The sequence below is a fragment of the Ectopseudomonas toyotomiensis genome, from assembly GCF_017167985.1.
Lineage (GTDB): Bacteria > Pseudomonadota > Gammaproteobacteria > Pseudomonadales > Pseudomonadaceae > Aquipseudomonas > Aquipseudomonas toyotomiensis.
In genome coordinates this window covers 2,612,048-2,634,701 of the sequence record NZ_CP070505.1, presented here as the reverse complement: position 1 = coordinate 2,634,701, position 22,654 = coordinate 2,612,048, and the positions used below count along the sequence as shown (strand labels likewise).

At 64.0% G+C, this 22,654-nt stretch carries 25 protein-coding genes; 9 read left to right on the top strand and 16 right to left on the bottom strand.

Annotated features, from left to right (window positions below; translation table 11 throughout):
- The first annotated feature begins 36 nt into the window (after window positions 1-36).
- Window positions 37-591, top strand: coding sequence for a DedA family protein (locus JWV26_RS12190; RefSeq protein WP_206416957.1), 555 nt, complete (start codon window positions 37-39; stop codon window positions 589-591).
- Here the strand turns inward: JWV26_RS12190 and JWV26_RS12185 are convergent.
- Window positions 559-1,803, bottom strand: coding sequence for a sterol desaturase family protein (locus JWV26_RS12185; protein WP_206416956.1), 1,245 nt, complete (start codon window positions 1,801-1,803; stop codon window positions 559-561). The genes JWV26_RS12190 and JWV26_RS12185 overlap by 33 nt on opposite strands.
- A gap of 175 nt (window positions 1,804-1,978) precedes the next feature.
- Between JWV26_RS12185 and elbB the strand changes: the two genes are divergently transcribed.
- Window positions 1,979-2,638, top strand: coding sequence for an isoprenoid biosynthesis glyoxalase ElbB (gene elbB, locus JWV26_RS12180; protein ID WP_079784907.1), 660 nt, complete (start codon window positions 1,979-1,981; stop codon window positions 2,636-2,638).
- A gap of 227 nt (window positions 2,639-2,865) precedes the next feature.
- Window positions 2,866-3,333 carry a thioesterase family protein gene (locus tag JWV26_RS12175; protein WP_206416955.1) on the top strand — a complete coding sequence of 156 codons (468 nt, stop codon included), beginning with the start codon at window positions 2,866-2,868 and terminating at the stop codon, window positions 3,331-3,333.
- 103 nt (window positions 3,334-3,436) lie between these two features.
- Here the strand turns inward: JWV26_RS12175 and JWV26_RS12170 are convergent, their stop codons facing one another.
- The 6 genes from JWV26_RS12170 to JWV26_RS12145 all read right to left on the bottom strand — a co-directional run bounded on the left by JWV26_RS12170 (window position 3,437) and on the right by JWV26_RS12145 (window position 9,612).
- Window positions 3,437-3,886: a YaiI/YqxD family protein gene (locus JWV26_RS12170; RefSeq protein ID WP_206416954.1), complete on the bottom strand. Its 450-nt coding sequence runs from the start codon at window positions 3,884-3,886 to the stop codon at window positions 3,437-3,439.
- A 52-nt stretch (window positions 3,887-3,938) separates the two neighbouring features.
- Complete coding sequence (locus tag JWV26_RS12165) at window positions 3,939-4,274, bottom strand: enhanced serine sensitivity protein SseB C-terminal domain-containing protein (RefSeq protein WP_079784908.1); 336 nt, start codon at window positions 4,272-4,274, stop codon at window positions 3,939-3,941.
- A 127-nt stretch (window positions 4,275-4,401) separates the two neighbouring features.
- A complete protein-coding gene (locus JWV26_RS12160; RefSeq protein ID WP_206416953.1) occupies window positions 4,402-6,291 on the bottom strand; it encodes a cytochrome c/FTR1 family iron permease in 1,890 nt (629 codons plus the stop codon).
- A 159-nt stretch (window positions 6,292-6,450) separates the two neighbouring features.
- Window positions 6,451-7,083: a LysE family transporter gene (locus tag JWV26_RS12155; protein WP_072423549.1), complete on the bottom strand. Its 633-nt coding sequence runs from the start codon at window positions 7,081-7,083 to the stop codon at window positions 6,451-6,453.
- A gap of 76 nt (window positions 7,084-7,159) precedes the next feature.
- Entirely contained in the window at window positions 7,160-7,699 is a 540-nt protein-coding gene (locus JWV26_RS12150) for a mechanosensitive ion channel family protein (RefSeq protein ID WP_072423550.1), read from the bottom strand.
- A complete protein-coding gene (locus JWV26_RS12145; RefSeq protein ID WP_074913545.1) occupies window positions 7,699-9,612 on the bottom strand; it encodes an ATP-binding cassette domain-containing protein in 1,914 nt (637 codons plus the stop codon). Before JWV26_RS12145 ends, JWV26_RS12150 begins: the two co-directional genes overlap by 1 nt.
- Before the next feature lie 38 nt (window positions 9,613-9,650).
- Between JWV26_RS12145 and JWV26_RS12140 the strand changes: the two genes are divergently transcribed.
- Window positions 9,651-10,094, top strand: coding sequence for a TIGR02444 family protein (locus JWV26_RS12140; protein ID WP_206416952.1), 444 nt, complete (start codon window positions 9,651-9,653; stop codon window positions 10,092-10,094).
- Here JWV26_RS12140 and JWV26_RS12135 read toward each other — a convergent pair.
- Window positions 10,091-11,002 (bottom strand): AlgP family protein, encoded by a 912-nt coding sequence (locus JWV26_RS12135; protein ID WP_206416951.1) that lies wholly within the window; start codon window positions 11,000-11,002, stop codon window positions 10,091-10,093. The two genes, JWV26_RS12140 and JWV26_RS12135, sit on opposite strands and share 4 nt — an antisense overlap.
- Window positions 11,003-11,195: 193 nt before the next feature.
- Between JWV26_RS12135 and JWV26_RS12130 the strand changes: the two genes are divergently transcribed.
- Window positions 11,196-11,843 carry an FKBP-type peptidyl-prolyl cis-trans isomerase gene (locus JWV26_RS12130; protein WP_206416950.1) on the top strand — a complete coding sequence of 216 codons (648 nt, stop codon included), beginning with the start codon at window positions 11,196-11,198 and terminating at the stop codon, window positions 11,841-11,843.
- Between the two features lie 201 nt (window positions 11,844-12,044).
- On the opposite strand, the gene JWV26_RS12125 is transcribed toward JWV26_RS12130, so the two are convergent.
- The 8 genes from JWV26_RS12125 to JWV26_RS12090 all read right to left on the bottom strand — a co-directional run bounded on the left by JWV26_RS12125 (window position 12,045) and on the right by JWV26_RS12090 (window position 19,413).
- The gene (locus JWV26_RS12125) at window positions 12,045-12,518 is read right to left on the bottom strand and encodes an Rsd/AlgQ family anti-sigma factor (protein ID WP_055984557.1); all 474 of its coding nucleotides are present in this window, start codon (window positions 12,516-12,518) and stop codon (window positions 12,045-12,047) included.
- 236 nt (window positions 12,519-12,754) lie between these two features.
- Window positions 12,755-13,246, bottom strand: a complete 492-nt coding sequence (locus JWV26_RS12120) for a disulfide bond formation protein B (RefSeq protein ID WP_072423555.1) — start codon at window positions 13,244-13,246, stop codon at window positions 12,755-12,757.
- 151 nt (window positions 13,247-13,397) lie between these two features.
- On the bottom strand, window positions 13,398-14,645 hold the full coding sequence (locus JWV26_RS12115; protein WP_206416949.1) for a heme biosynthesis HemY N-terminal domain-containing protein: 1,248 nt from the start codon (window positions 14,643-14,645) through the stop codon (window positions 13,398-13,400).
- Window positions 14,642-15,775 (bottom strand): uroporphyrinogen-III C-methyltransferase, encoded by a 1,134-nt coding sequence (locus tag JWV26_RS12110; RefSeq protein ID WP_074913540.1) that lies wholly within the window; start codon window positions 15,773-15,775, stop codon window positions 14,642-14,644. The genes JWV26_RS12115 and JWV26_RS12110 overlap by 4 nt, the downstream gene beginning before the upstream one ends.
- 12 nt (window positions 15,776-15,787) lie before the next feature.
- Window positions 15,788-16,555: a uroporphyrinogen-III synthase gene (locus tag JWV26_RS12105; protein ID WP_072423558.1), complete on the bottom strand. Its 768-nt coding sequence runs from the start codon at window positions 16,553-16,555 to the stop codon at window positions 15,788-15,790.
- Window positions 16,552-17,490, bottom strand: a complete 939-nt coding sequence (hemC, locus tag JWV26_RS12100) for a hydroxymethylbilane synthase (RefSeq protein WP_021487653.1) — start codon at window positions 17,488-17,490, stop codon at window positions 16,552-16,554. Before hemC ends, JWV26_RS12105 begins: the two co-directional genes overlap by 4 nt.
- A gap of 97 nt (window positions 17,491-17,587) precedes the next feature.
- Window positions 17,588-18,334 (bottom strand): LytR/AlgR family response regulator transcription factor, encoded by a 747-nt coding sequence (locus tag JWV26_RS12095; protein ID WP_072423559.1) that lies wholly within the window; start codon window positions 18,332-18,334, stop codon window positions 17,588-17,590.
- A complete protein-coding gene (locus tag JWV26_RS12090; RefSeq protein ID WP_206419161.1) occupies window positions 18,331-19,413 on the bottom strand; it encodes a sensor histidine kinase in 1,083 nt (360 codons plus the stop codon). Before JWV26_RS12090 ends, JWV26_RS12095 begins: the two co-directional genes overlap by 4 nt.
- A 231-nt stretch (window positions 19,414-19,644) precedes the next feature.
- Here JWV26_RS12090 and argH point away from each other — a divergent pair, with 231 nt between their 5' ends.
- The 4 genes from argH to JWV26_RS12070 all read left to right on the top strand — a co-directional run bounded on the left by argH (window position 19,645) and on the right by JWV26_RS12070 (window position 22,644).
- Complete coding sequence (gene argH, locus JWV26_RS12085) at window positions 19,645-21,039, top strand: argininosuccinate lyase (protein WP_206419160.1); 1,395 nt, start codon at window positions 19,645-19,647, stop codon at window positions 21,037-21,039.
- A gap of 38 nt (window positions 21,040-21,077) precedes the next feature.
- Complete coding sequence (locus tag JWV26_RS12080) at window positions 21,078-21,320, top strand: hypothetical protein (RefSeq protein ID WP_093048083.1); 243 nt, start codon at window positions 21,078-21,080, stop codon at window positions 21,318-21,320.
- 20 nt (window positions 21,321-21,340) lie between these two features.
- Window positions 21,341-21,820, top strand: a complete 480-nt coding sequence (locus JWV26_RS12075) for a GNAT family N-acetyltransferase (RefSeq protein ID WP_079784920.1) — start codon at window positions 21,341-21,343, stop codon at window positions 21,818-21,820.
- A gap of 71 nt (window positions 21,821-21,891) precedes the next feature.
- Window positions 21,892-22,644 (top strand): endo alpha-1,4 polygalactosaminidase, encoded by a 753-nt coding sequence (locus JWV26_RS12070; protein ID WP_033377648.1) that lies wholly within the window; start codon window positions 21,892-21,894, stop codon window positions 22,642-22,644.
- Window positions 22,645-22,654 lie beyond the last annotated feature (10 nt).

Sequence of the window (22,654 nt, the reverse complement as noted above, 5' to 3'; positions counted from 1 at the left end):
GAGTAGTCTTCAGCACCTTCTCATCGAGCGCACGGCATGCTCCAAGACCTGATCCGCCAGTTTGGCTATCCAGCATTGGTACTGGGCACCTTTCTCGAAGGTGAAGTATCCCTGCTGCTGGCTGCCTACATGGCCGTGCGCAACGTGCTGGAGATCGAATGGGTGGCGCTGTGCGCCTTCCTCGGCACCTTCGCCAGCGATCAGCTGTGGTATTACCTGGGCCGCCGTCACGGCCGCGCGCTGCTTGAGCGCAAACCGCGCTGGCAACCGCTGGGTGAACGCGCCAGCGCGCTGATCAAACGTTACCCGGACCTGTGGGTGCTGTGCTTTCGTTTTCTCTACGGCCTGCGCACGGTGATGCCGCTGACCATTGGCTTGTCCGGCTATTCCTGGCGTCGTTATCTGCTGCTCGACGCCATCGGTGCCGGCGTCTGGGCTGGCGGCATCAGCCTGCTGGCCTACAGCCTGGGAAATGCCATGGGCGGTTTGCTGGAAGAACTGCGCAACTACCAGGTCATCCTGCTCGCGGCCGTGGTGGTGCTGCTTTCCCTCGCCTGGCTATACCGGTGGCGTCAGCGCCGGCGCGGCTGAACCGCGAGCCAGCCAGATGCCCAGCAGGCTGACCAGGCTGTAGGCGATCAGCCAGGCCCAGGCGGAGGCATCCAGCGTCAGCATGCCCAGTTCACCAGCCAGCCAGAACGCCGGCAGGTTGCTCACCAGACGCAGGCACTCCATCTGCCAGGCATTGCTGCGATTCTCCAGCCACATGCCGATGCTGCACAGGCCCAGAGCCATCCACAGGCACGCCAGCAGCACTGCGCCTATCGCCAGTGAATCGCCCTGCGCCAGCAGCCACACGCCGGCCAGCAGGTAGCAGACGAACTGTAGCAGCGCGTAGACCTGGGCGCCACGCCCCAGCGGTACCTCGAACTTGCGGAAGTGACTCAGGTCCGCCTTGGCCTGTGGATAACGCGCCGCGACGTCGGCCGGGCGCCAACCGGTGGGCATGAACCAGATGCGCAGGCGGTCCCACCAGGCGCCAGCGCGTCTGGCATCGTTCCACAGCCCGGCGTAAACCTGCAGGTTGGCCCACAGCGGGTTCCAGCTTGCCAGCGGCACGGTCACGCCGAAGACCACCGGCTCTTCATCGAGCTCCTCCTGAAAGGTGCCAAAAATTCGATCCCAGACAATGAACACACCGCCGTAATTGCGATCCATGTAGATAGGATTCTGTGCATGGTGCACGCGGTGGTTGGACGGAGTGATGAACAGCCACTCGAACCAGCCCAGTTTGGGGATATGCCGGGTATGCACCCAGAACTGATAAAGCAGGTTCAGGGCGGCAACAGTGAGGAAGACCAGCGGCGGTACACCGACCACGGCCATCGGCAAGTAGAAGATCCAGCCGAAGATGAAACCGGTGCTGGTTTGCCGTAACGCGGTGGAGAGGTTGTAGTCCTCGCTCTGGTGGTGCACCGCATGTGCGGCCCAGAGCACGTTGCGCTCATGGCCCAGGCGGTGGTTCCAGTAGTAGCAGAAATCGTAGAAGACGAAGGCGAAGAGCCACACCCATAGACTGCTTTCGGACAACTCGAACAGCGCCAAATGCTCCCAGGCGAAGGCGTAGGTCAGCAGGCCGACCACCTTGGTGAGAATCCCGGTGGCCTGGGACAATACGCCGGCACTTAGACTGTTAAGGGCATCGGCCAGGCGATAGGTACGCATGCCGCGCCAGCGGTCAGCGAGCAATTCCAGGCCGATCAGCAGGAAGAAGAAGGGCACTGCGTAGAGAACATAATTCATGACTGCGCCGTATCGTTGTACTTGTGTCGGGAATGAGCTGTTATTCATCCTATGCGCAGCTTCGCCAGGCTTCGCGGCGGCAAATGACAGTCCGAGTGGCATTTGGCGACAACCCAAGAATTGGTAGTACCCGCGCCCGCTTCACGGTCGCGTCTTTCCTCACCAGGAGTCGAGCATGAGCAAGAAAGTGGCAGTGATTCTGTCCGGCTGTGGCGTCTACGATGGCGCCGAGATCCATGAAAGCGTGATCACCCTTCTGCGCCTCGACCAGCGTGGCGCCGAGGTGCAGTGCTTCGCCCCCAACGTGCCGCAGCTGCACGTGGTCGATCACTACAGCGGCGACGAGATGGACGAGACGCGCAACGTCCTGGTGGAATCGGCGCGCATTGCCCGCGGCAAGATCAAGGACGTGAAAGAGCTGCATGTGGCCGAGTTCGACGCACTGATCCTGCCCGGCGGCTTCGGCGTGGCGAAGAACCTCTCCGACTTCGCCACCAGTGGCGCCGGCTGCACCGTACAACCGGACGTACTGGCCGCCTGCAAGGCCTTCGTCGATGCCGGCAAGCCGGTCGGCCTGATGTGCATCGCCCCGGCACTGGCGGCGAAGATCTTCGGTGCCGGCGTGGTCTGCACCATCGGCAACGATCACGACACCGCCGCCGCCCTGACCCAGATGGGCGCCGAGCACCATGAGTGCGAGGTCAGCGACATCATCGAAGACAGCCAGCGCAAGCTGGTGACCACGCCGGCCTACATGCTCGCCCAGTCCATCGCCGATGCCGCCTCGGGCATCAACAAGATGGTCGACCGCGTGCTGGAGCTGGCGCACCACTGACTGACGCCATACAGGGACTTTGTAAGGTGGGCCGGGAAGCGTTCCGCTTCAGCTTCAATATCGATCAGCGTGGGCTGAAGCCCACCCTACAAGGTTCAAGGTTCCACCCTACCAGCCCGCACCACTACAGGGCGCTTCGGTCATTGGCCAGGGCAGTCTGGCCGCGCCGCTGGTCAAACCGCTTGGGCTGCGGCAGCGTGGCGACAGGATTTCCCGGAGCCCCTGCCATGTCCCAGCCCTTCGTCCTCAGCCCCGACCTGCAGCAGGCGGTGGCAAGTTTCTTCCAACGGATTCCCTTCAATCAGGTGCTCGGCATCGAGCTCGATAAGCTGAGCCCCGAGCGGGTGACCATGCACCTGCCGATGAAACCCGAACTGATCGGCAACTTCGTCCACGGCATCCTCCACGGCGGGGTGATTTCTTCGCTGCTTGACGTCTGTGGCGGCGCCATGGCGCTGATCGGCGCCTTCGCCAACCACCAGCACCTGCCGCCAGCCGAGCGCATGAGCAAGTTGTCCAAGCTCGGCACCATCGACCTGCGCATCGACTACCTGCGCCCCGGTCGCGGCCAGCGTTTCACTGCCACGGCCACGCCACTGCGCGCCGGTAACAAGGTGGCGGTGATTCGCATGGAGCTGCACAACGACGAGGGCGTACTGGTGGCGGTTGGCACCGGCACCTATCTGTGCGGCTGAACGGATGCCTTTTAGGAGCGAGCTCTGCTCGCGAAGCGCCCAGCCTCAGGAAATTCGCGAGCAGAGTTCGCTCCTACGGTCATTGCCTCGATAGCCGAGGCTGCTAACGACTCAAACGCGTGAGAATCCGATCCAGCGCGTTGGCAAAAGCCTGCCGGTCCTTCTCCGAATACGGCGCCTGGCCACCACCCACCTGTCCCTGCTCGCGCAGATCGGTGAACAGATTACGCACCGCCAGACGCTCGCCCATGTTGCGCTCGTCGAACTCGCGGCCGCGCGGATCGAGCGCGGCCACGCCCTTCTTCACCAGGCGGTCGGCCAGCGGTACGTCGCTACAGATCACCAGCTCGCCGGGCACGGCATGCTCGACCAGATGATCGTCCGCCGCATCCGGCCCGCTGGGCACCACGATCAGTTTCACGCAGGCGAAATTCGGCCGCGCCACGGCCTGGCCCGCCACCAGCACCACTTCGAAACCCCGCCTGAGGGCAAACTTGACCACTTGATCCCGCGCCGCCCGAGGGCAGGCGTCGGCGTCGATCCATACGCGCATGCAGCAACGTCCGTAGAGAAACCAGCGCCCAGTATGCCAGCAGGCGCGAGGCTCAGGCCTGGTAGAACGGCTCGCAGCGCTCACGCACGGCGCGCGACAGGTTGTCCTCGGCCAGTTCGATCAGATCCAGCTCCACCTCGTCCGGCAGCAGCTCGGCTACCAGCGCAGCCAGGCGACGCTGGCCACGCATGTCGGCGCCGGAAATTGCCAACAGCAGCCGCGGCTGTGGACCGATGGCTGGATCACGCAACGCAGCGAGAAAGGCCTCACGTATGGCAAGTTGGGCACAGGCCGCTGAGAGTGCCTGCTCCAGGGTGGGGTGACGCAATACAGCCAACGCCAGATCGGGGCTGTCGGCGTAGTGAGTGGAGTGGATCGAGGAAGACATGCGCGCACTCGGCAGAGGAATTGGAAGCAGCCTAGGTGCACTGAGACCAGCTGTCGTAGCGGCGGTTCACGCTATGACACAACGAGGGCGGGCAAAGCTCGCCCTCGTTCAAACCTGAGCAGGTTGTCTAGGCCTGCTCGACCATGCGTCGACGCTCCCCTAGCAGGCTGCGCCCGTACAGCAGTGCGATACCGACCAGCGCCAGTCCCTGCGCCGACAGGCTCCAGGCATCGGCATGAATGCCCAGCCAGTCGAACTCGAAGAAGACCACCGGTCGCGTACCGAGCACGCCAGCCTCCTGCAACGCGGCCACGCCATGGCCAGCGAAGACCACGGACAGCACGCACAGCAGCACCGCGTTGACGCCGAAGAAGGTCGCCAGCGGCAGTTTCCGCGAACCACGCAGGATCACCCAGGCCAGGCCGATCAGCAGCACCAGCGCGGCAGCAGCGCCACCCAGCACCGCACCGTGCCCGGCAGGGCCGGCCTGCAGCCAGAGGGTTTCGTAGAACAGAATCACTTCGAACAGCTCGCGATACACCGAGAAGAACGCCAGCATGGCGAAGCCAAAACGGCCACCACCGCCGACCAGGCTGCTCTTGATGTAATCCTGCCAGGCCGCAGCATGACGACGATCATGCATCCACACGCCGACCCACAGCAGCACCACGCTGGCGAACAGCGCCGTGGCGCCCTCCAGCAGCTCGCGCTGGGCGCCGCTGATATCGATCAGGTAGGCCGCCACCGCCCAGGTCGCGACACCGGCGAGCAGCGCCAGCCCCCAGCCAATGTGCACACTGCGTACCGCCTGCTGCTGCCCGGTATTGCGCAGGAAGGCGAGAATCGCCGCCAGCACCAGAATCGCTTCCAACCCCTCGCGTAGCAGAATCAGCAGACTGGCGAAGAAGCTCAGGCTGTCGTCCATGGCGCCCTCGGCCAGCAGTGCAGCGGACTTGTCCAGCTCGACCTTGGCCTGCTCCAGTGCCAGAGCAGCCTGCGCGACGCTGGCGCCATCCTGCAGCGCCTGCCGATAGGCCATCAGGGCGCGCTCGGTGGTCTTGCGCTGCGCGGCATCGAGGTTGTCGAGAGCGCTTTCGACCAGTTCAAAGCCTTCCAGATAGGCGCCTACGGAGAGGTCATAAGCCTGCTCGCGATCACCCTCGCGATAAGCCTGCAGGCTGCGCTCCAGGGTCGAGCGGGTGTAGCCGATCAATTGCTGCGGACCGCGCTGCTCCAGCACCGGATGCGCGCGCTGAGCGCGGAACGCGGCAACATCGCCACCGGCGGCAGCAATTTCGGCGGGCGCGCGCCCTGCCAGCTCGTTCATGGCAAAGCGTGTCTGGCCCTGCACCGGTGCTGCTGTGAAGCCGGCGATGTAGGCAGCCAGATCCCAGCGTTGACGTTCGTCGAGCTGATCGGCGAAGGCCGGCATATCGGTGCCTTCGATGCCCAGACCGAGGGTGTTGTAGAGATCGTAAAGGCTCAGCCGATCCAGACGCGCGGCATCGCGCAGATTGGCCGGTGCTGGCTCCAGGCCGATACCGGCAGGTCCATCGCCCAGGCCGGTGTCGCCGTGGCACACCGAGCAGTGCTGAGCGTAGAGCGGCGCGCCGCGTTCCGGGTCCGGCGTCAGCACTGGGCTCTGCGCCACCTGATAAAGCTCAGCCAGACGTGCGCCCAGTCTGCGGGCGGCGCCAGCAACCTCCTCGCCCGGCTGGCGCTGAGCAATCGCCTGACGCAGATTGCTGACGCCCTGCTCCAGCTCGGCGCGGCCGACCTGAGCGGGCAAGGCGACGATCAGGCCCTGCAGTACATCGAGAAACTCCAGTTGCTCCTGATATTCACCGGCATCGATAACCTGACCGCCCGCAACGGTAGCCGGGTAATCAGCACCGATGTAACCGATCAGGTGCAACGCCTGTGCGGCGCCGTCGAGGGGTTCGCCAATGGCGAGAAAGCTGAGACTGGCCAGCAACGGCAGCATCAGCCAGGAAAGGGAGAAACGAAAGCGGATCATTAATGCATCCCAAACGAGAATGGGTGGCATTAAATTGTTGCCGGCCTAACGACCAAGCACAAGAACAATCTGAAATATCTGGTAACAATCAGCCGAGCGGAGCACCGGGGCAGTGTCTCGGGGCCGCCTCGACCGTGCGCCGATCGAGGCTGAAGTAGCTCAGACGGCTGCGCGCTTGACCGTCGCCAGCAGGCCCGCAGCGGCGGCGAACAGCGCGGCGAAACTGCGATTCATCACCCGCTGCTGACGAGGGGTGCGCAGCAGGCGCAGCACGCGCGAGGCAAGGCCGGTGTAACCGGCCATGACGATCAGATCGACGATGATCATGGTCACGCCCATCACCAGATACTGCGCCACCAGCGGTGCATGCGGATTGATGAACTGCGGCAGTACCGCGAGCATGAAGACGATGGCCTTGGGGTTGCTGAAATTGACCAAGAAGCCACGTAGCACCAGGGTCAGTGGCCGGCCGATAGGACGCTCGGCCGCGCCGGCATCCAGATCGCTGGGCAGGGCGACCCACTGTTTGTAAGCGAGGAACACCAGATAGGCCACGCCGAACCACTTGATCAGGCTGAAGGCCAGGGCCGAGGTGGCAAGGACGGCGCCCACACCCGCGGCGACAATGGCGATCTGCAGCGCCAGACCGAGCTGCAAGCCGAGCGCGTTCCAGTAGCCGCGCCAGAAGCCGTACTGCATACCGGCCGACATCGAGGCCACGGCACCAGCACCCGGCGACAGGCTGATCACCCAGCAGGCGACGAAGAAAGCGAGCCAGGTTTCCAATGCCATGATGCGTACCTCGAGAAGCTGAATTCAGGGGAAGAGCAGCACAGCCTACTCCTGCTCCAGCGCCTCGACCAGTCGGTCAGCGCCAGCGGCGCACCGACCTCTGGAAGAACAGGCTGTTGGGCACCTGCAACACGGCGCCGGCAGCCTCCTCACTGAGGTCCTGCAGGGTGGTGTAGAACAGGTTGATGGCGATGACCCGGCCTTTGACGCCCGGTTTGTCGGCGCTGTCGATCACCTCGACCGTATCGCCGATACGGAACGGCCCCATGGTGAAGATCAGCAGCGCGCAGAACATGTTCGACAGCACGCTCCAAATGGCGAAGAACGCCACCGCGGCGACAGCGGTGAAGCCGGTCAGCGCCGTCCACAGCACGGTCGCGGAAACACCCAGGCGCTCCAGTACCATGAGCAGAGCGCTGCCCATGATCAGCCAACGCACCAGCCCACGCAGCGGCTGCAGCACTTCTGGCGGCAGCAGGCTGTAACGCGCGCCGAGACGGCTGATGGCACGGGTGAGAATACGCTGGGCGATCCACGCCAGCAGGATGATCAGCAGTACCTGGCCGGTGCGAATCAGTGGGTCGCGCCAGGCCGCCAGCAGTTCAAGCTGTTCCATTACTCGGCTTCCTCCAATTGCTGCTGCAACGCCTCCAGGGTTTCCAGCGCCAGCAGCCAGGCTTCCTCCAGCTCGGCCTCGCGGGCCTTGAGCTGCGCCTGTTCAGCCAGACGCTGGCGCAGCTCATCCTTGCGCGCGGACTCGTACAGACCGCTGTCGCCCAGCTGGGTTTCCACGGCGGCGAGCTTTTCCTGCACCTTACCCAGTTCCTGCTCGAGCTTGTCGGCCTGCTTCTTGTGCGGCGCCAGTTGCTGACGCAGCGCGGCGGCGGCCTGGCGCTGGGCGCGCTTGTCGGTCTTGTCCGCCGCCCCTTCAGCTGGTGCGCTCGGTGGCGCCTGGCGCTGCCGGTAATCGATCAGCCAGCGCGCGTAGTCGTCCAAATCGCCGTCGAACGGCACCACACGCCCTTCCGCGACCAGCAGGAATTCATCGGTGGTGCTCTTGAGCAGATGACGATCGTGCGAGACCACTACGACAGCACCGGCGAACTCCTGCAGGGCCATGGTCAGGGCCAGGCGCATTTCCAGGTCGAGGTGGTTGGTCGGCTCGTCGAGCAGCAGCAGGTTGGGCTTGCCCCAAGCGATCAACGCCAGGGCTAGGCGCGCCTTCTCGCCACCGGAGAAATTCACCACCGGCTCGTCACAACGCGCGCCACGGAAATCGAAGCCACCGAGGAAATCACGCAGGGTCTGCTCGCGCTCGGCCGGTGCCAGGCGCTGCAGGTGCAGCAACGGGCTGGCCTTGTCATCCAGGGCATCGAGCTGATGCTGGGCGAAATAGCCGATCACCAGGTTCTCGCCACGGGTCAGGCTGCCACCGAGCGGCTGCAGTTCGGCCGACAGGTTCTTGATCAGCGTCGACTTGCCCGCGCCGTTGGGGCCGAGCAGGCCAATACGCGCGCCCGGCACCAGGCTCAGCTTGACTTGCTGCAGCACGGTCTTGTCGCCATAACCCAGGCGACCTTCGCTGAGGCTGAGCAGTGGCGTGGAGATCTTGTCGGCCTCGCGGAAAACGAAGTCGAAGGGCGAGTCGACATGCGCCGCGCTCAGCTCTTCCATGCGCTCCAGGGCCTTGATCCGGCTCTGCGCCTGACGGGCCTTGGTGGCCTGAGCCTTGAAGCGGGCGATGTACTTTTCCATGTGCGCGCGCTGCGCCTGCTGCTTCTCGTAGGCCTGTTGCTGCTGGGCCAGACGTTCGGCACGGGTACGCTCGAAGGCCGTGTAGCCGCCGCGATAGAGATTCAGCTTGCGCTGTTCGACATGGGCGACGTGGTCGACCACCGCATCGAGAAAATCGCGGTCATGGGAAATCAGCAGCAAGGTGCCGGGGTAGCTTTGCAGCCAGCCTTCCAGCCAGAGAATGGCGTCCAGATCCAGGTGGTTGGTCGGCTCGTCGAGCAGCAACAAGTCGGACGGACACATCAGCGCCTGGGCCAGGTTCAGGCGCATGCGCCAGCCACCGGAGAAGTCGCCGACGCGGCGATCCATCTGCGCGTTCTCGAAGCCCAGACCGGCCAGCAGTTTGCGCGCGCGAGCATCGGCGGTGTAGCCGTCGGCGCTGTCCAGCTCGCTGTGCAGGCGAGCGATGGCCGCACCATCATGCGCCTGCTCGGCTGCAGCCAGTTCGGCCTGCACGCGGCGCAGGTTGTGATCACCGTCGAGCACATAGTCCACCGCCAGCCGATCAAGGGTGTCGACCTCCTGGCGCATATGGGCGATGCGCCAATCACCAGGCAGCAGGCAATCTCCGGCATCAGGCGTCAGCTCGCCACGCAACAGGGCGAACAGGCTGGATTTACCGGCGCCATTGGCACCGATCAGACCGGCCTTGTGACCGGCGTGCAGGGTCAGCTCGGCGCCTTCGAGAAGACGCTGCGGGCCACGCTGTAGAGTGAGGTTCTGGAGTCGGATCATAATGGCGGCGGAGTCTATCAAATCGCCCCGGAGGCCGCGTGCAGGATCTGTGGAATTTCGCCCTCGAACTCTACGCCAGAGCAGGCGTGGAACAGGCCTGCCTGGAGTTGCAGGACACAGGTAGTGACGTTTGCCTGCTGCTGACCGGAGCCTGGTTGCAGCGGCGCGGTGTGCGCTGCCTGGATGAGCGCCTGCAGGCACTGCAGCAAGCGGCTGCCCCTTGGCAACGCGAGGTGATCGCACCCTTGCGCCAGGTACGCCAGGACTGGCGCGCGAACGCAAGCCACGATGCGGAGCTGGCAGCCTTGCGTGAGCAGGTCAAGAAACTGGAACTGCAGGCCGAGCGGGTATTGCTCGATCGTTTGCAGGTGCTGGCCGAGCACTGGCCAAACGAGGCAGGCGAAAACGATTGGCTGATTCGCCTGGCCGGAGGGAACAGCGCCGCGCTGCAGGTGCTACGCGGCGCCGTTGATCACCCTTAGGAAGCGCTCGGAGTAACCGGGGCGGTGGCTCCATTGGTGGTCGCAGGAGCAGCAGGGGCTGCCGGAGCAACCGCTGCGGCGACTGGTTTGGCAACTGCTGGCTTGGCCGGAGCCTTCTTCGCCGGAGCCTTGGCAGCGGCTGGTTTCTTCACCGCAGCCGGCTTGCTGACCGGTTTGCTCGCGGGTTTTGCAGGCGTGGCCTTGGCAGCCGGCTTGGCAGCAGGTTTGGCGACAGGTTTACTGGCTGCTGCGGGCTTGGCTGCAGCGGGTTTGGCGGCAGCTTTCGGCGCAGCGGGTTTTGCCGCAACGGCCTTGCTGGCAGCTGGCTTAACCGCAGGTTTGCTGGCTGCCGCAGGTTTCGCTGCTGGCTTGGCGACGGGTTTGCTCGCCGGTTTGGCAGCAGCCGGTTTGGCCGGGGCCTTCTTCACGGGCGTCTTCGCAGCAGCAGGCTTCTTCGCCGCGACCGGTTTGCTGGTCGGCTTGGCGGCCGGAGCAGCGGCTTTGGTCTCACGTGCATCCAACGCCTTACCAGCGGCTTCCTTCACTTTGCCTACGCCCTGTGCCAGCTTCAGGCTTTCCTGAGCATCACGCTTGAGCTGGGCGATGTAGGTGCGGGTTTCGCTCTGGCTGGCCTTGAGCGAGTCGAGCAGCCCCTCCAACTCGGCGACTGCATCCTTGGCTTTGGCTTGCGCCTTGGCCTTGCCGGCAACAGCCGCGTCCTGCAGCTTGCTGCGAGCCTTGTGCAGTTTTTCCTGCGCCTTGCCGCGCTGCTTCTCCAGCTTGGCGAGCAGTTTCTCGGCGTCGATCAGCGCTTGCGAGCAGGCATTTTCCAGGTGTTCGAGCAGGCTGGCAGACAGTTGGTGCAGCAGGTGCAACGGGGTAGTGATGGACTTCTTCTTGGCCGACATGGCGCGCCTCCAGGCGGATGTGAACGCGCCCATACTAGACGCAGCCGCGAGGGCTCGCCATAGGCCTTTTGGCGAACCGAGCAGATGCCGAACCGCGCTGGCATAATCGTCGAGGCCTTTTGCCGTTTCAGCGCAGGCTGCGGCGCAGCGTAACCTCAACAGCCCCTAAGCATCCTGATCAGGAGACACCGCAATGAGCCGCGCCGTACTAGCCGCCCTCGCCATCTGCTGCAGCCTGGGCGTACAGGCTGACCAGCACCGGCAGGATCTGGCCTACAGCCTCGGCGTGCGTCTTGGCGAGCGCCTGCACGACGAGGTGCCAGACCTGCCGCTGAGCGAGCTGCTCGAAGGCTTGCGCCAGGCCTATGAGGGCAAGCCTCTGCGCCTCGACGCCAGCCGGATCGAGCAGCTGCTCGATGAGCACGAAGCGCGTATCGAAGCCTCGCCACAGCGCCAGAGCAAAGCTATCGAGGCCGAGCAGCGTTTTCTCGCCGAGCAACGTCGCCGCCCTGACGTGCGGGTGCTGGCCAACGGCGTACTGGTGACAGAGCTCAGCCCTGGCAGCGGCCCCATGCCCACCGCTCGCAGCCGAGTACAGGTGAGCTACCGCGGCGAACTGGCGGACGGCAGCGTCTTCGACGAGAGCAGCACACCGCAGTGGTTTCGCCTGGACAGCCTGATCGGCGGCTGGCGCAGCGCACTGCTGCAAATGCCGAAAGGCGCTCACTGGCGCCTGGTGATTCCATCGGATCAGGCTTATGGGGAGGAAGGTGCGGGCGACCTGATACCGCCCTATGCGCCGCTGGTGTTCGATCTGCGCCTGCTCGACGTGGCCGACTGAAGGCCAGCCTGCAGGCCTGATGCCGATCCGATCAGGTTGCCAAAGCGGCCTTGCGCAGGAGCCCGCCGGGGGGAAGCTTTTCGATTGCGCGCGGCCCTGATGCGCGGAGGGACGCCGCTGCTAAGAACTTGTGCGTCGACGCTTGACTGACTGGCGTCAGCCTGACGGCCCGGAGTGCTCCGGACCATTGCCAGCAAGGGTTCAGAGCGCTTCGGCGGCCTGTTCCTGATGAGCGTTGTGCAGCACTTCGATCAGGCAGTCTTCCAGTTCGAAACGCTCGTGCAGCAACTGCCCCAGATGATTGAGCTCTGCCACCAGCGACGTGCTGTCGCGACAATCGCCATTGTCGCAGTGGTCATTGAACGCCAGCGCGACCGCCGTAATGGCTTCGATACGCGGGTAGATCTGCTTGGCCAGTTCCAGACCACGCTGGTCGTTGAAGGCCTTGGCCTCGTTGGTCAGCTGCTCGTAGACCTCGAAGTGACCAGCAGACACGTAGTCCACCAGCAACTCGCAGAAACCCTGCAGAGACTCACAGTTGATGGCTGGCGCCTGCGGCGCCTTGGTAAGGGCGGTGTAAGCCAGCACAAGTTCGCGGCGCTCACCCAGCCAGCGATCAATCAGCTGGTGAACCCCACCCCAACGTTCCTGTGCGTTCCGGCAACTTTCAAGCATGATGAACCTCGCTTCCCTTATCGATAATGCCTGTTATACGTCCGCTCCCGAGACGTTTTTCTGTCAATCGGTGCTTGGCCTTGGGAAGGCAACCGCAAAATGGCATTTTTCCGGCGGTGCGTGCGAGCCAGATTATGCTCGTGGGCACCCACCATCAAGGCATCGCCGTGAGAAAGTTTCATACGAGCGTTTAATCTCGAAGCCACGACCCGCGTGGCTTCATGCAATTCGCATTCTCAATTGCGACGCAGCAGCTGGAACAGGCAGAAACCGAGCATGCCGATGAAACCGAGCAGGCTCCATTCGGGGATGCTCATACCAAACAGCGTCCACTTCACCTCGGCACAGTCAGCACTACCCTGGAACACCAGGCGCACGATGTCTTGCATCGGCAGGGCTTCCATCATGAACTCGAGGCTGGGCAGACAGGCTTCGAGCTGATCGGCTGGCACGCTCTGCAACCAGATCTGCCGGCCAGCGGTAGCGGCGCCAGCGCTGGCGAACAGCAGTGCCAGCACCGCATAGATGCGACGACCGAGACTCCCCGGCCCATGGATCGCAGCGATCAGGCAGACCACGCCGAACAGAATCACGCAGATTCGCTGCAGCACGCACATCGGACAGGGTTCCAGGCCAACGACATGTTCTAGGTACAACGCAGCCGCCATCAGCAGTACGCAGCCGATGAATGCCAGGAAAAACAGGGGACGCGGGCTGGCCAAGTGCATGGTGGCTCCGGGAGGGAAATCGAGGGCAGTACGGTAGAGGAAAGCGAGGGCGCCTTTCAAGGCGCCCCATGACTCAGAGCAGGCTATTCATCATGCCCGAACGCCCCTCTGTCCGTACGGCGAGTAAACTGCGGCAATCAGCCGCATCCATTCAGGCTGTCACGCCCTGCGGTTGCGGCAGCGGAGGCAAGCCCTGATGCAACAGACCGAGGCTCTCCAGCAACAGCTGATTGCTGCGTTCCAACTCACCCAATTGCGCCAGCAGACGCGCCAGCTCGGCGCAGGTCTCCGGGTGGCGCTCAAGCTTCAGACTGGTCTCGAAATAGTCTCGCGCCTTGCCCCACAACTGGTTCTGCAGGCTCAGGCGGCCCAGGGTCAACAACAGGGCAGGATCCTGCGGATGCTGCTTGAGCCAGAGTTCGGCCGTTTGCAGCTGGCGCGCCGGGTCGGCGCCACGCAGCACGCCGTAGAAGCGCGCCAGACGGCTGTCGTAACCACGTTTGAGAGCGCTGCGCAGAACTTCCTCGGCTTCTTCCTGCGCGCCCAGTCGACGCAGTTGCTCGACATAGGTGGCGATCAGCTCAGGCTCCTGACGCAGTGGCGCAGACAGCTGCTGCCAGGCTTGCGTCAGCGGCTGAAGCGCAGTTTCGCCATGGCCCTGACCAGCCAAGCCGGCATCGGCCAGGCGACCACGCCAGGTCTCGCGCTCCAGTTCGTCGAGTTCTGCGGCGGGCAGCGCCTTTTCCTTGCGCAACTCAGGCAGCAAGCCAAGCAGTGCCGACCAGTCCTGGCGCTGCAGATACAGACGCTGCAACTGACGCAGCACCAGGTGATGGCCTGGGTGGCGCTCACGCATGGCCTGCAGGGTTTCCAGCGCCGCGTCGCTGTCGCCGCGGTTACGCTGCAGCTCGGCGTGGGTCAGGGCAACCGCCAGTTCGGCCTGGGGTTGCTTGTTCAGTGCGCGCTCGAGCAATGCGTCGCTCTGCTCGTGATCGCCAAGCTTGCTGGCAGCACGAGCAGCGCCGAGGTAGTACATCAATGGCTGACTGTCGGCTTCGGCGGCACGGGTCAGTTGACGCTGGGCACGCGCCCAGCGACCTTCGGCCAGGTCGAGCATGCCCTGCTCGGAAGCCAGGCGCACACGGCGGTTACGATGCAGACGCGACCAGGGGTTGGCCAGCCGTGTCGAGCTGAGCAACAAACGCAGTGTCCACTTGATCAGGTAGTACAGCACCACCACGACCACCAGCAGGCCAAGGAATGCCCACAGGCCGGACTGGTAGCGAAAGCCCTGGTAGGCGAACAGCACATAACCGCGATCAGCCTCGATGGCCAGACTGAGCAGATACAGCCCGGCGGCGATGGCCAGCAATAACAGGAGCCAGATCAGGCGTCTCATTGCGCCTCCTCGGCCGCCGCGGCCCCCTGCCGACGTTGCGCCTGTTTGCGTTGCAGGTAGGCCTGCAGCGCATCGAGCGAGTCGCTCAGATCCGGCACCTTGACCTCGATGCTGGCATCGGCCAGCTCGCCGAAACGCTGGCGCAGGGCGCGACTGTCCGGGTTATCCAGGTTGAAGTGGGCGTCGAGGATTTCCTCGGCCTGTTTCAGCGACTGCTTGTACACACCGGTCTGACCATGCAGTGCGGCCCACTGCGCCTGTTCCAGCGCCAGCGACAGGCTCAGGCGCACCTGCGACAGGCTTTGCCCGGACAGCAGCGGACGCACGTTGCGATCGGCGTCGAACTCGATACGGAAGTACTCCGACAGCTTCTTCGCCCACTCGCTCCACCAGGCACTGCCGTCGCCTTCGGCTGCCAGGTCGGAGAGCACGTCACCCTGCCCTTCGAAGGTCGGCGCCAGTGGATTGAGGGTAGCGGCCTGCTCACGCAAGGCGCCCAGCTGCAGGAACAGGCCGACGCGATCCGGGCGCTCGGTGGTACGCAGGGCTTCGAGACTACGACTGAGCTGCTCACGGGCGGCGAATGCGGCAGGGTCGTCCTGCTCACGGAGGATTTCATCGGCGGCCAGTACCAGCGCTTCGGCGCTGGCCACATCCTGCAGCGCAGACAATCTCAAGGTGGCCAAGCGCAGCAGGTGTTCGGCCTCGTCCAGGCGCCAATCCTGACGGCTACCATCGAGCACGCTTTCCAGGCGCTGACTCAGGCGCTGCTGATCGCTCTGCAGGTTAGCCAGCAGACGACGGCGCTCGTCCAGCTCAGCCGCACTGGGCAGGGCGGACAGACGCGAATCGAGGCGCTGGGCCAGCTCATCCACTTTCTTCGCACTGTCGTCACGGGTGCGCTGCAGGTCTTCGGCCTGCTGCAGGTCCCTGCTCTGCATTGCATGCAGTTGCCACAGGCTCCAGCCGCCAGCACCGGCGCCAGCCAGGCCAATCAGCAGGGCGAATGCAGCAAGGCCGCTGCCACCGCCACTGCGTGGTGCCTTCACCGGTGGCGGTGCAGGTGTGGGTTTCACGGCTTCGCTGGCCGGTTTGTCTTCTGGCGTGTTCGGGGTGGATGCTTCGCTCACGTATCCGTCCTTTTAGAGGGCGGCAGCCGGAAACTGCTCCAAAGCTGCCTGCAAGGCCGCGGCACTGGCGCCACGACAGTCCACAACGATCTGGGCACCCGCAGCGCGGGCCTGTTCGGCGACGCGCGGGCTGGGTACGAACAAGGGTAGCCGAGCCAACGCCGGCCAGTCATCGCCGGCTAGCTGCAGCAGATGCTCGAAACCCTGCCCACTGCTGACAACCAGGCCATTCAGGCGTTCCGCTCGCACCTGTCGGCTCAACTCGCCCGGCGCGTACTGTGGCAGCACTCGGCGATACAGTGGCAGATAGTCGACGCTCACACCTTGGCTGCGCAAGCGTTCGGCGAGGAATTCTCGGCCACCTTCGCCGCGCAGGATCAGCACGCGCGGTGCAGGTGCCGCGATGGCCTGCTGCAGTGCAGGCAGAGCGAGCAACGCTTCGCTGTCATCGCCCAAGTCGGGAAAATGCACGGCCAAGCCTTGCTCGGCGAGTACCGCAGCGGTAGCCGCGCCGACACTGAACCAGGGCAGCTCAGGCGTCGGCGCCCCATGCTGCGCCAAGAGCTGCAGGCCAATTCGGGCTGCCGGCTTGCTGACCACGATCACCGCGCAGTAACGCTGCAAATCGGCAAAGGCGCTGCGCTGCTCGGGTGTCTCGTCCAGTGCCTCGATGGCCAGCAGCGGCATGCAGTGGCTGACGACACCCTGCGCAGCCAGTATCTGCGCCAGCGCCGCACAATCCTCGGCAGGACGCGTCAGCAACAGGCGCCAGGCGCTCAAGGGTGACCGGCCTCACCATAGACGGCCTGGAGAATGGCATCGGCCCCCTGCGCCAGCAGCGCCTCGGCGACACGCACGCCCAGAGCCTCGGCATCGCTACTGGCGGCGCGATCTTCGGCACGCAACAACAGGCCGCCGTCAGGTTGGCCGACCAGACCGCGCAGCCACAGCTGGTCATCCTCGAGCAGGGCATAGCAGGCGATAGGGACCTGGCAGCCGCCGTTGAGGTGCTTGTTCAGCGCGCGCTCGGCGGTGACACGTAGCGCGGTGTCACGGTGATGCAGCGGCGCCAGCAAGGCATGCACGTCGCTGTCGGCACTGCGGCACTCGATGCCCACGGCGCCCTGGCCGCCGGCCGGCAGGCTGTCCTCAGCGCTGATCGAGCTGCGGATGCGGTCTTCGAACCCCAGGCGAATCAGGCCGGCAGCGGCAAGGATGATGGCGTCGTATTCACCGGCATCGAGCTTGGCCAGGCGGGTATTGACGTTGCCGCGCAGGAACTGGATTTTCAGATCGGGCCGGCGCGCCAGCAACTGGGCCTGACGGCGCAGACTGGACGTACCGACCACGCTGCCGGGCGGCAGCGCATCGAGGCTGGCATAGGTGTTGGAGACGAAGGCGTCGCGCGGGTCTTCACGCTCGCATATGCAGTACAGGCCCAGCCCTTCGGGAAAGTCCATCGGCACGTCCTTCATCGAGTGCACGGCAATGTCGGCCTCGTTTTCCAGCAGTGCGGTTTCCAGCTCCTTGACGAACAGCCCCTTGCCGCCGATCTTCGCCAGCGGCGCGTCAAGCAGCTTGTCGCCGCGGCTGACCATGGGCACCAGGCTGACCTTCAGACCGGGATGTGCCTGTTCCAGACGGGCTTTGACATGTTCAGCCTGCCACAGGGCCAGGGCGCTCTTACGGGTGGCGATGCGAATTTCGCGGGACATGGGGCAATTCCAGAAAACCGATTGCCGCGAATCATAACAGGCTCGCCCGGCGCCAGCTGAAGGAGGCGGCCATAGGCCGCAGCCGACGCCCCGCCCCTTATAGAGACTGCATCAGCTTACGCACGCCGGCCACGTGGCGGCGGCTGACCACCAGAGAGTCGCCGTCCAGACCTTTGAGGAACAGTTGAAAGTGTCCGAGCGGGGTGCGCTGCAGGCGCTCGATGCGCTCGCGCGCCACCAGCGCATTGCGGTGGATGCGCACGAAGCGATCACCGAACTCGTCTTCCAGCGCCTTCAGCGGCTCATCCAGAAGGACTTCACCGCCCTCGTGACGCAGGGTGACGTATTTGTGGTCAGCGATGAAGTAGACCACGTGATCCAGTGGAATCAGCTCGATGCCCTTGCGGGTACGCGCACTGATATGGGTTCGCGGGCCGCCGCCAGTCTCCGCTGCGGGACGAGTCAGGGCGGCCAACTGCACACGATTGGGCCGCTCGGCCTTTTTCAGCGCTTCGCTCAGGCTCTCAGGCCGCACCGGTTTGACCAGATAACCCACTGCACTGACCTGGAAGGCTTCCAGGGCGAATTCATCATGAGCCGTGCAGAAGATCACCGCTGGCGGCGCTTCGCGCTCGCACAATTTGGCAGCGACCTGCAGGCCGTCAAGGCCGGGCATGCGGATATCCAGCAGGACCACATCCGGCTTGAGGCTATCGATAAGGGTCAGGGCTTCCTCGCCGTTGCTGGCGGCGGGATCCAGGACCCGGTAACCCTCGAGCTCACCGACCATGCGGCTCAGGCGCTCGCGGGCAAGGGGTTCGTCATCGACGATCAGGACATTCATATTGCTCTGGCTTCCTGCGTGAGTCTCGCACAAGGATAGCGTAGACAGCTGTAATGACGGCCGTCACGGCGCTCCACGCTGAGACTCGCGCGCGGCCCAAAAAGTGCCGCCAGGCGCGCATCGATATTACTCAGCGCTTGCTGCGTTCCCCGTGACGGATGCTGCTCGCCCCGCTCTTCATACGGATTGCTGACACACAAGCTGAACACACCATCCTGGTAATCCGCCTCGACCCGCACCAGACCGCCTTCGATACGCGGCGCGATGCCATAGATCAGCGCATTTTCCAACAGAGGCTGCAGGGTCAGCTGGGGAATCGGCAGATCCTCCGGCACACCTTCGACCTCCCACTGCAACTGTAGTCGCTCGCCGAGCCGATAGTGCTCGATCGATAGATATCGTTTCGCCAGTTCCAGTTCCTCCTTCCAAGGCACCAGCGTGCCAGGTTTGGCCAGGCTGGCGCGAAACAGATCGGACAGATCCAGCACCGCCTGCTCGGCCTTGTCGGGATCGAGCGTGACCAGGCTGGCGATGCTGTTGAGGCTGTTGAACAGAAAGTGCGGGCGAATCCGCGCCTGCAACGATTCTATCCGCGCACGCAGCTCGGCCTGTTCCTGCCGACGCCATTGGCTCTGCAGATAGAAATAGCGTAGCAGCAGTGCGGACATGATCAGGCTGATCAACGCATGGCGCAGATAAAGATTCACTTCACCACTGCGCGGCAGTGGCCCGCCCAGCTCGTAATAGTCGGCCACGGTCGTACAACCCAGGGTCAGCAGCACCACCAGCGCACAGCACAGCCCCCCAGCCAACGCGGGACGTAGACGCGCCAGCAGCGGCCGCAAGCGGCAGAGCACAGCAGCCGACAACAGCACGATCCACTGCACGAACAGTGAAGTCAGGGCCAGGCGTACCCAGTCGAAACCCGGCGTCATCGGTTCGGCGAGCACCAACACCAATACCAGCAACTCGGCCAACAGCACCATGCTCAGCAGCGCCTCGGGCTGACACAGCTCCGGGACGAAGAAGTCGTCGATAGCGGCGTTGTATTTGTTCTTGGTAGAGGATTGTCTGTGCATCGACGCAGTTTCCTTGTCGCCCTGCGAGCCGGCAAGCCAGACGGCTCCAGCCGGACAAAATAAAGCACCGAAATGCCGCCTTCAGGGCAAAATTGTGAAACAGCCGACAACGCCATCGAACGCCCAACAGCGAACGCGCCCCGGCGAAACGCCTGCCGACCCTGTTATTATCGACGCACTTTGTCCGCCATGCCGGCCGCCGACGCGGCCGCCCGATCCAGAGCAAGTGCCATGAGCAGCGAAAAAACCAACCAATCCTGGGGCGGCCGCTTCAGCGAACCTGTCGACGCCTTCGTCGCCCGCTTCACCGCCTCGGTCGAATTCGACAAGCGCCTGTACCGCCACGACATCATGGGCTCCATCGCCCACGCGACCATGCTGGCAAAGGTCGGCGTACTCACCGATGCCGAGCGTGACGCCATCATTGATGGGCTCAAGCAGATCCAGGGCGAGATCGAAGCCGGCCAGTTCGACTGGCGCGTGGACCTGGAAGACGTGCACATGAACATCGAGGCGCGCCTGACCGACCGCATCGGCGTTACCGGCAAGAAGCTGCATACCGGCCGCTCGCGCAACGACCAGGTAGCCACCGACATTCGCCTGTGGCTGCGCGACGAGATCGACGTCATCCTGGCCGAGATCACCCGCCTGCAGCAGGGCCTGCTGGGTCTGGCCGAAGCCGAAGCGGACACCATCATGCCCGGCTTCACCCATCTGCAGACCGCCCAGCCGGTGACTTTCGGCCATCACCTGCTGGCCTGGTTCGAGATGCTCGCGCGCGACTACGAGCGCCTAGTGGACTGCCGCAAGCGCACCAACCGCATGCCGCTAGGCAGCGCCGCGCTGGCCGGCACCACCTACCCGATCCAGCGCGAGATCACCGCTGAACTGCTGGGTTTCGACGCCGTTGGCGGCAACTCGCTGGACGGTGTATCGGATCGCGACTTCGCCATCGAATTCTGCGCTGCCGCCTCCCTGGCGATGATGCACCTGTCGCGCTTCTCCGAAGAACTGGTGCTGTGGACCAGCGCCCAGTTCCAGTTCATCGACCTGCCGGATCGCTTCTGCACTGGCTCCTCGATCATGCCGCAGAAGAAGAATCCGGACGTGCCCGAGCTGGTGCGTGGCAAGACCGGCCGCGTATTCGGCGCCCTGACCGGCCTGCTGACCCTGATGAAAGGCCAGCCGCTGGCCTACAACAAGGACAACCAGGAAGACAAGGAACCGCTATTCGACGCCGCCGACACCCTGCGCGACAGCCTGCGCGCCTTCGCCGACATGGTCCCGGCGATCAAGCCCAAGCGCGAGATCATGCGCGAGGCAGCGCTGCGCGGCTTCTCCACCGCCACCGATCTGGCCGACTACCTGGTGCGCAAGGGCCTGCCCTTCCGTGACTGCCACGAGATCGTTGGCCATGCGGTGAAGTACGGCGTCGACAGCGGCAAGGACCTGGCCGAGATGAGCCTGGACGAGCTGCGCCAGTTCAGCAACCAGATCGGTGATGACGTGTTCGCCGTGCTGACCTTGGAAGGCTCGGTCGGCGCACGCGACCATATCGGTGGCACGGCGCCGAATCAGGTGCGTGCGGCGGTAGTGCGCGGTCGGGAACTGTTGGCTAGCCGCTAAGCGACGTCTCGGAGAAATACCGGGGAAAAGGAGTTCCCATGGCAGAATTGTTGCTGCGCGGCTTGGCATTAATCGCCGAGCTCGCGCTTGAAATCATCATCGGCTACGCCTTCTACGCCACCGGCTGGCTGGCACTACGACTTTTGACTCTGGGCCACTACCCGAATCTGCCGCTGCGCATGGCCGACCCGATGAGTTCGCGCAGCGCCTGGGTCGCCGCATTCGGTTTCCTCTGCCTGGTTGGCCTGCCCCTGACGTGGCTGACCGTCACTCACAGCTGAACACTGCCGCGAGACATTCCATGGCTATAAATATCCGCCCCGCCACCCCTGACGACGCCGAGCTGATCCTGCGTTTCATCACCGACCTGGCCATCTACGAAAAGGCCGAGCACGAGGTGAAAACCGACGCAGCCGGCATCCGCGACAGCCTGTTCGCCGAAGGCAGCACTGCCCACGGCCTGATCTGCGAGAACGACGGCCAGCCCATTGGCTATGCCGTGTACTTCTTCAACTACTCCACCTGGCTGGGCAAGCACGGCCTTTACCTGGAGGACCTCTACGTCAGCCCCGAGGCTCGCGGACTGGGCGCCGGCAAGGCGCTGCTGCGCCACCTGGCACAACTGGCCGTGGCGAGGGGCTGCGGTCGCTTCGAGTGGTCGGTGCTGGACTGGAACACCCCGGCCATCGACTTCTACGAATCCTTCGGCGCCCGTCCGCAGAGCGAATGGACGACCTATCGCCTCACCGGCCAGGCCTTGCTGGACTTCGCCGCAGGCTGAGCAAGCCAGCGTCTGGCCAGGGCAACACCTCTGGCCTAAGGTAATTACACCTTCACCTGCCCCGGACCATCATGCGCACACTCCTTGCACTGCTCAGCGTTATCGCCCCGGCACTGACAGCGGCTACACCGGTCACCATTCCCGTCAATGCATCCTGGCATATGCAGCTCGATGGCAAACTGCAAACACCCAATCGCCTGGTCTATGACATCGACCTGTACGACACGCCCAAGCAAACCATCACCAATCTCAAGGCGGGTGGGCGTATCGTCATCTGCTATTTCAGCGCGGGCACCTGGGAAGACTGGCGCAGCGACGCTCAGGCCTACCCCACCGCGGCGCTGGGCAAAGCATTGCCTGATTGGCCCGGCGAGCGTTGGCTCGACTATCGCCGTGACGATGTACGCCAACTGCTCGCCAAACGCCTGGACCTGGCCGTCGACAAGGGCTGCGACGCTGTAGACCCGGACAACGTGGACGGCTACAGCAATGACAATGGCCTGAGCCTGACGGAAGCCGAGCAAATAGATTTCAACCGCTGGCTGGCCAGCGAGGCGCACAGCCGCGACCTGAGCATCGGCCTGAAGAATGCCGTGGAACTGCTGCCTGAGCTTGGCGACTACTTCGACTTTGCCATCAACGAGAGCTGCTATCGCTACAACGAATGCGACGGTTACAGTCACATGCGCAGCCAGGGCAAGCCGATCTTCATCGCCGAATACCGCACCCTCAATACGAGTCTTTGCAGTCGAGCCGCGAACTCCGGCTTTCGTCTGCAATTCTTCAAAGTCAGCCTGAAAGGCGTTGGCGTCCCCTGCGACTGAGCCAAGGCCG

What these genes read in the sequence shown, in the direction of transcription:
- JWV26_RS12190 (WP_206416957.1), top strand. Translation starts at nt 37, where the DNA reads ATGCTCCAAGACCTGATCCGCCAGTTTGGCTATCCAGCATTGGTACTG.
- JWV26_RS12185 (WP_206416956.1), bottom strand. Translation starts at nt 1,803, where the DNA reads ATGAATTATGTTCTCTACGCAGTGCCCTTCTTCTTCCTGCTGATCGGC.
- elbB (WP_079784907.1), top strand. Translation starts at nt 1,979, where the DNA reads ATGAGCAAGAAAGTGGCAGTGATTCTGTCCGGCTGTGGCGTCTACGAT.
- JWV26_RS12175 (WP_206416955.1), top strand. Translation starts at nt 2,866, where the DNA reads ATGTCCCAGCCCTTCGTCCTCAGCCCCGACCTGCAGCAGGCGGTGGCA.
- JWV26_RS12170 (WP_206416954.1), bottom strand. Translation starts at nt 3,886, where the DNA reads ATGCGCGTATGGATCGACGCCGACGCCTGCCCTCGGGCGGCGCGGGAT.
- JWV26_RS12165 (WP_079784908.1), bottom strand. Translation starts at nt 4,274, where the DNA reads ATGTCTTCCTCGATCCACTCCACTCACTACGCCGACAGCCCCGATCTG.
- JWV26_RS12160 (WP_206416953.1), bottom strand. Translation starts at nt 6,291, where the DNA reads ATGATCCGCTTTCGTTTCTCCCTTTCCTGGCTGATGCTGCCGTTGCTG.
- JWV26_RS12155 (WP_072423549.1), bottom strand. Translation starts at nt 7,083, where the DNA reads ATGGCATTGGAAACCTGGCTCGCTTTCTTCGTCGCCTGCTGGGTGATC.
- JWV26_RS12150 (WP_072423550.1), bottom strand. Translation starts at nt 7,699, where the DNA reads ATGGAACAGCTTGAACTGCTGGCGGCCTGGCGCGACCCACTGATTCGC.
- JWV26_RS12145 (WP_074913545.1), bottom strand. Translation starts at nt 9,612, where the DNA reads ATGATCCGACTCCAGAACCTCACTCTACAGCGTGGCCCGCAGCGTCTT.
- JWV26_RS12135 (WP_206416951.1), bottom strand. Translation starts at nt 11,002, where the DNA reads ATGTCGGCCAAGAAGAAGTCCATCACTACCCCGTTGCACCTGCTGCAC.
- JWV26_RS12130 (WP_206416950.1), top strand. Translation starts at nt 11,196, where the DNA reads ATGAGCCGCGCCGTACTAGCCGCCCTCGCCATCTGCTGCAGCCTGGGC.
- JWV26_RS12125 (WP_055984557.1), bottom strand. Translation starts at nt 12,518, where the DNA reads ATGCTTGAAAGTTGCCGGAACGCACAGGAACGTTGGGGTGGGGTTCAC.
- JWV26_RS12120 (WP_072423555.1), bottom strand. Translation starts at nt 13,246, where the DNA reads ATGCACTTGGCCAGCCCGCGTCCCCTGTTTTTCCTGGCATTCATCGGC.
- JWV26_RS12115 (WP_206416949.1), bottom strand. Translation starts at nt 14,645, where the DNA reads ATGAGACGCCTGATCTGGCTCCTGTTATTGCTGGCCATCGCCGCCGGG.
- hemC (WP_021487653.1), bottom strand. Translation starts at nt 17,490, where the DNA reads ATGTCCCGCGAAATTCGCATCGCCACCCGTAAGAGCGCCCTGGCCCTG.
- JWV26_RS12095 (WP_072423559.1), bottom strand. Translation starts at nt 18,334, where the DNA reads ATGAATGTCCTGATCGTCGATGACGAACCCCTTGCCCGCGAGCGCCTG.
- JWV26_RS12090 (WP_206419161.1), bottom strand. Translation starts at nt 19,413, where the DNA reads ATGCACAGACAATCCTCTACCAAGAACAAATACAACGCCGCTATCGAC.
- argH (WP_206419160.1), top strand. Translation starts at nt 19,645, where the DNA reads ATGAGCAGCGAAAAAACCAACCAATCCTGGGGCGGCCGCTTCAGCGAA.
- JWV26_RS12080 (WP_093048083.1), top strand. Translation starts at nt 21,078, where the DNA reads ATGGCAGAATTGTTGCTGCGCGGCTTGGCATTAATCGCCGAGCTCGCG.
- JWV26_RS12075 (WP_079784920.1), top strand. Translation starts at nt 21,341, where the DNA reads ATGGCTATAAATATCCGCCCCGCCACCCCTGACGACGCCGAGCTGATC.
- JWV26_RS12070 (WP_033377648.1), top strand. Translation starts at nt 21,892, where the DNA reads ATGCGCACACTCCTTGCACTGCTCAGCGTTATCGCCCCGGCACTGACA.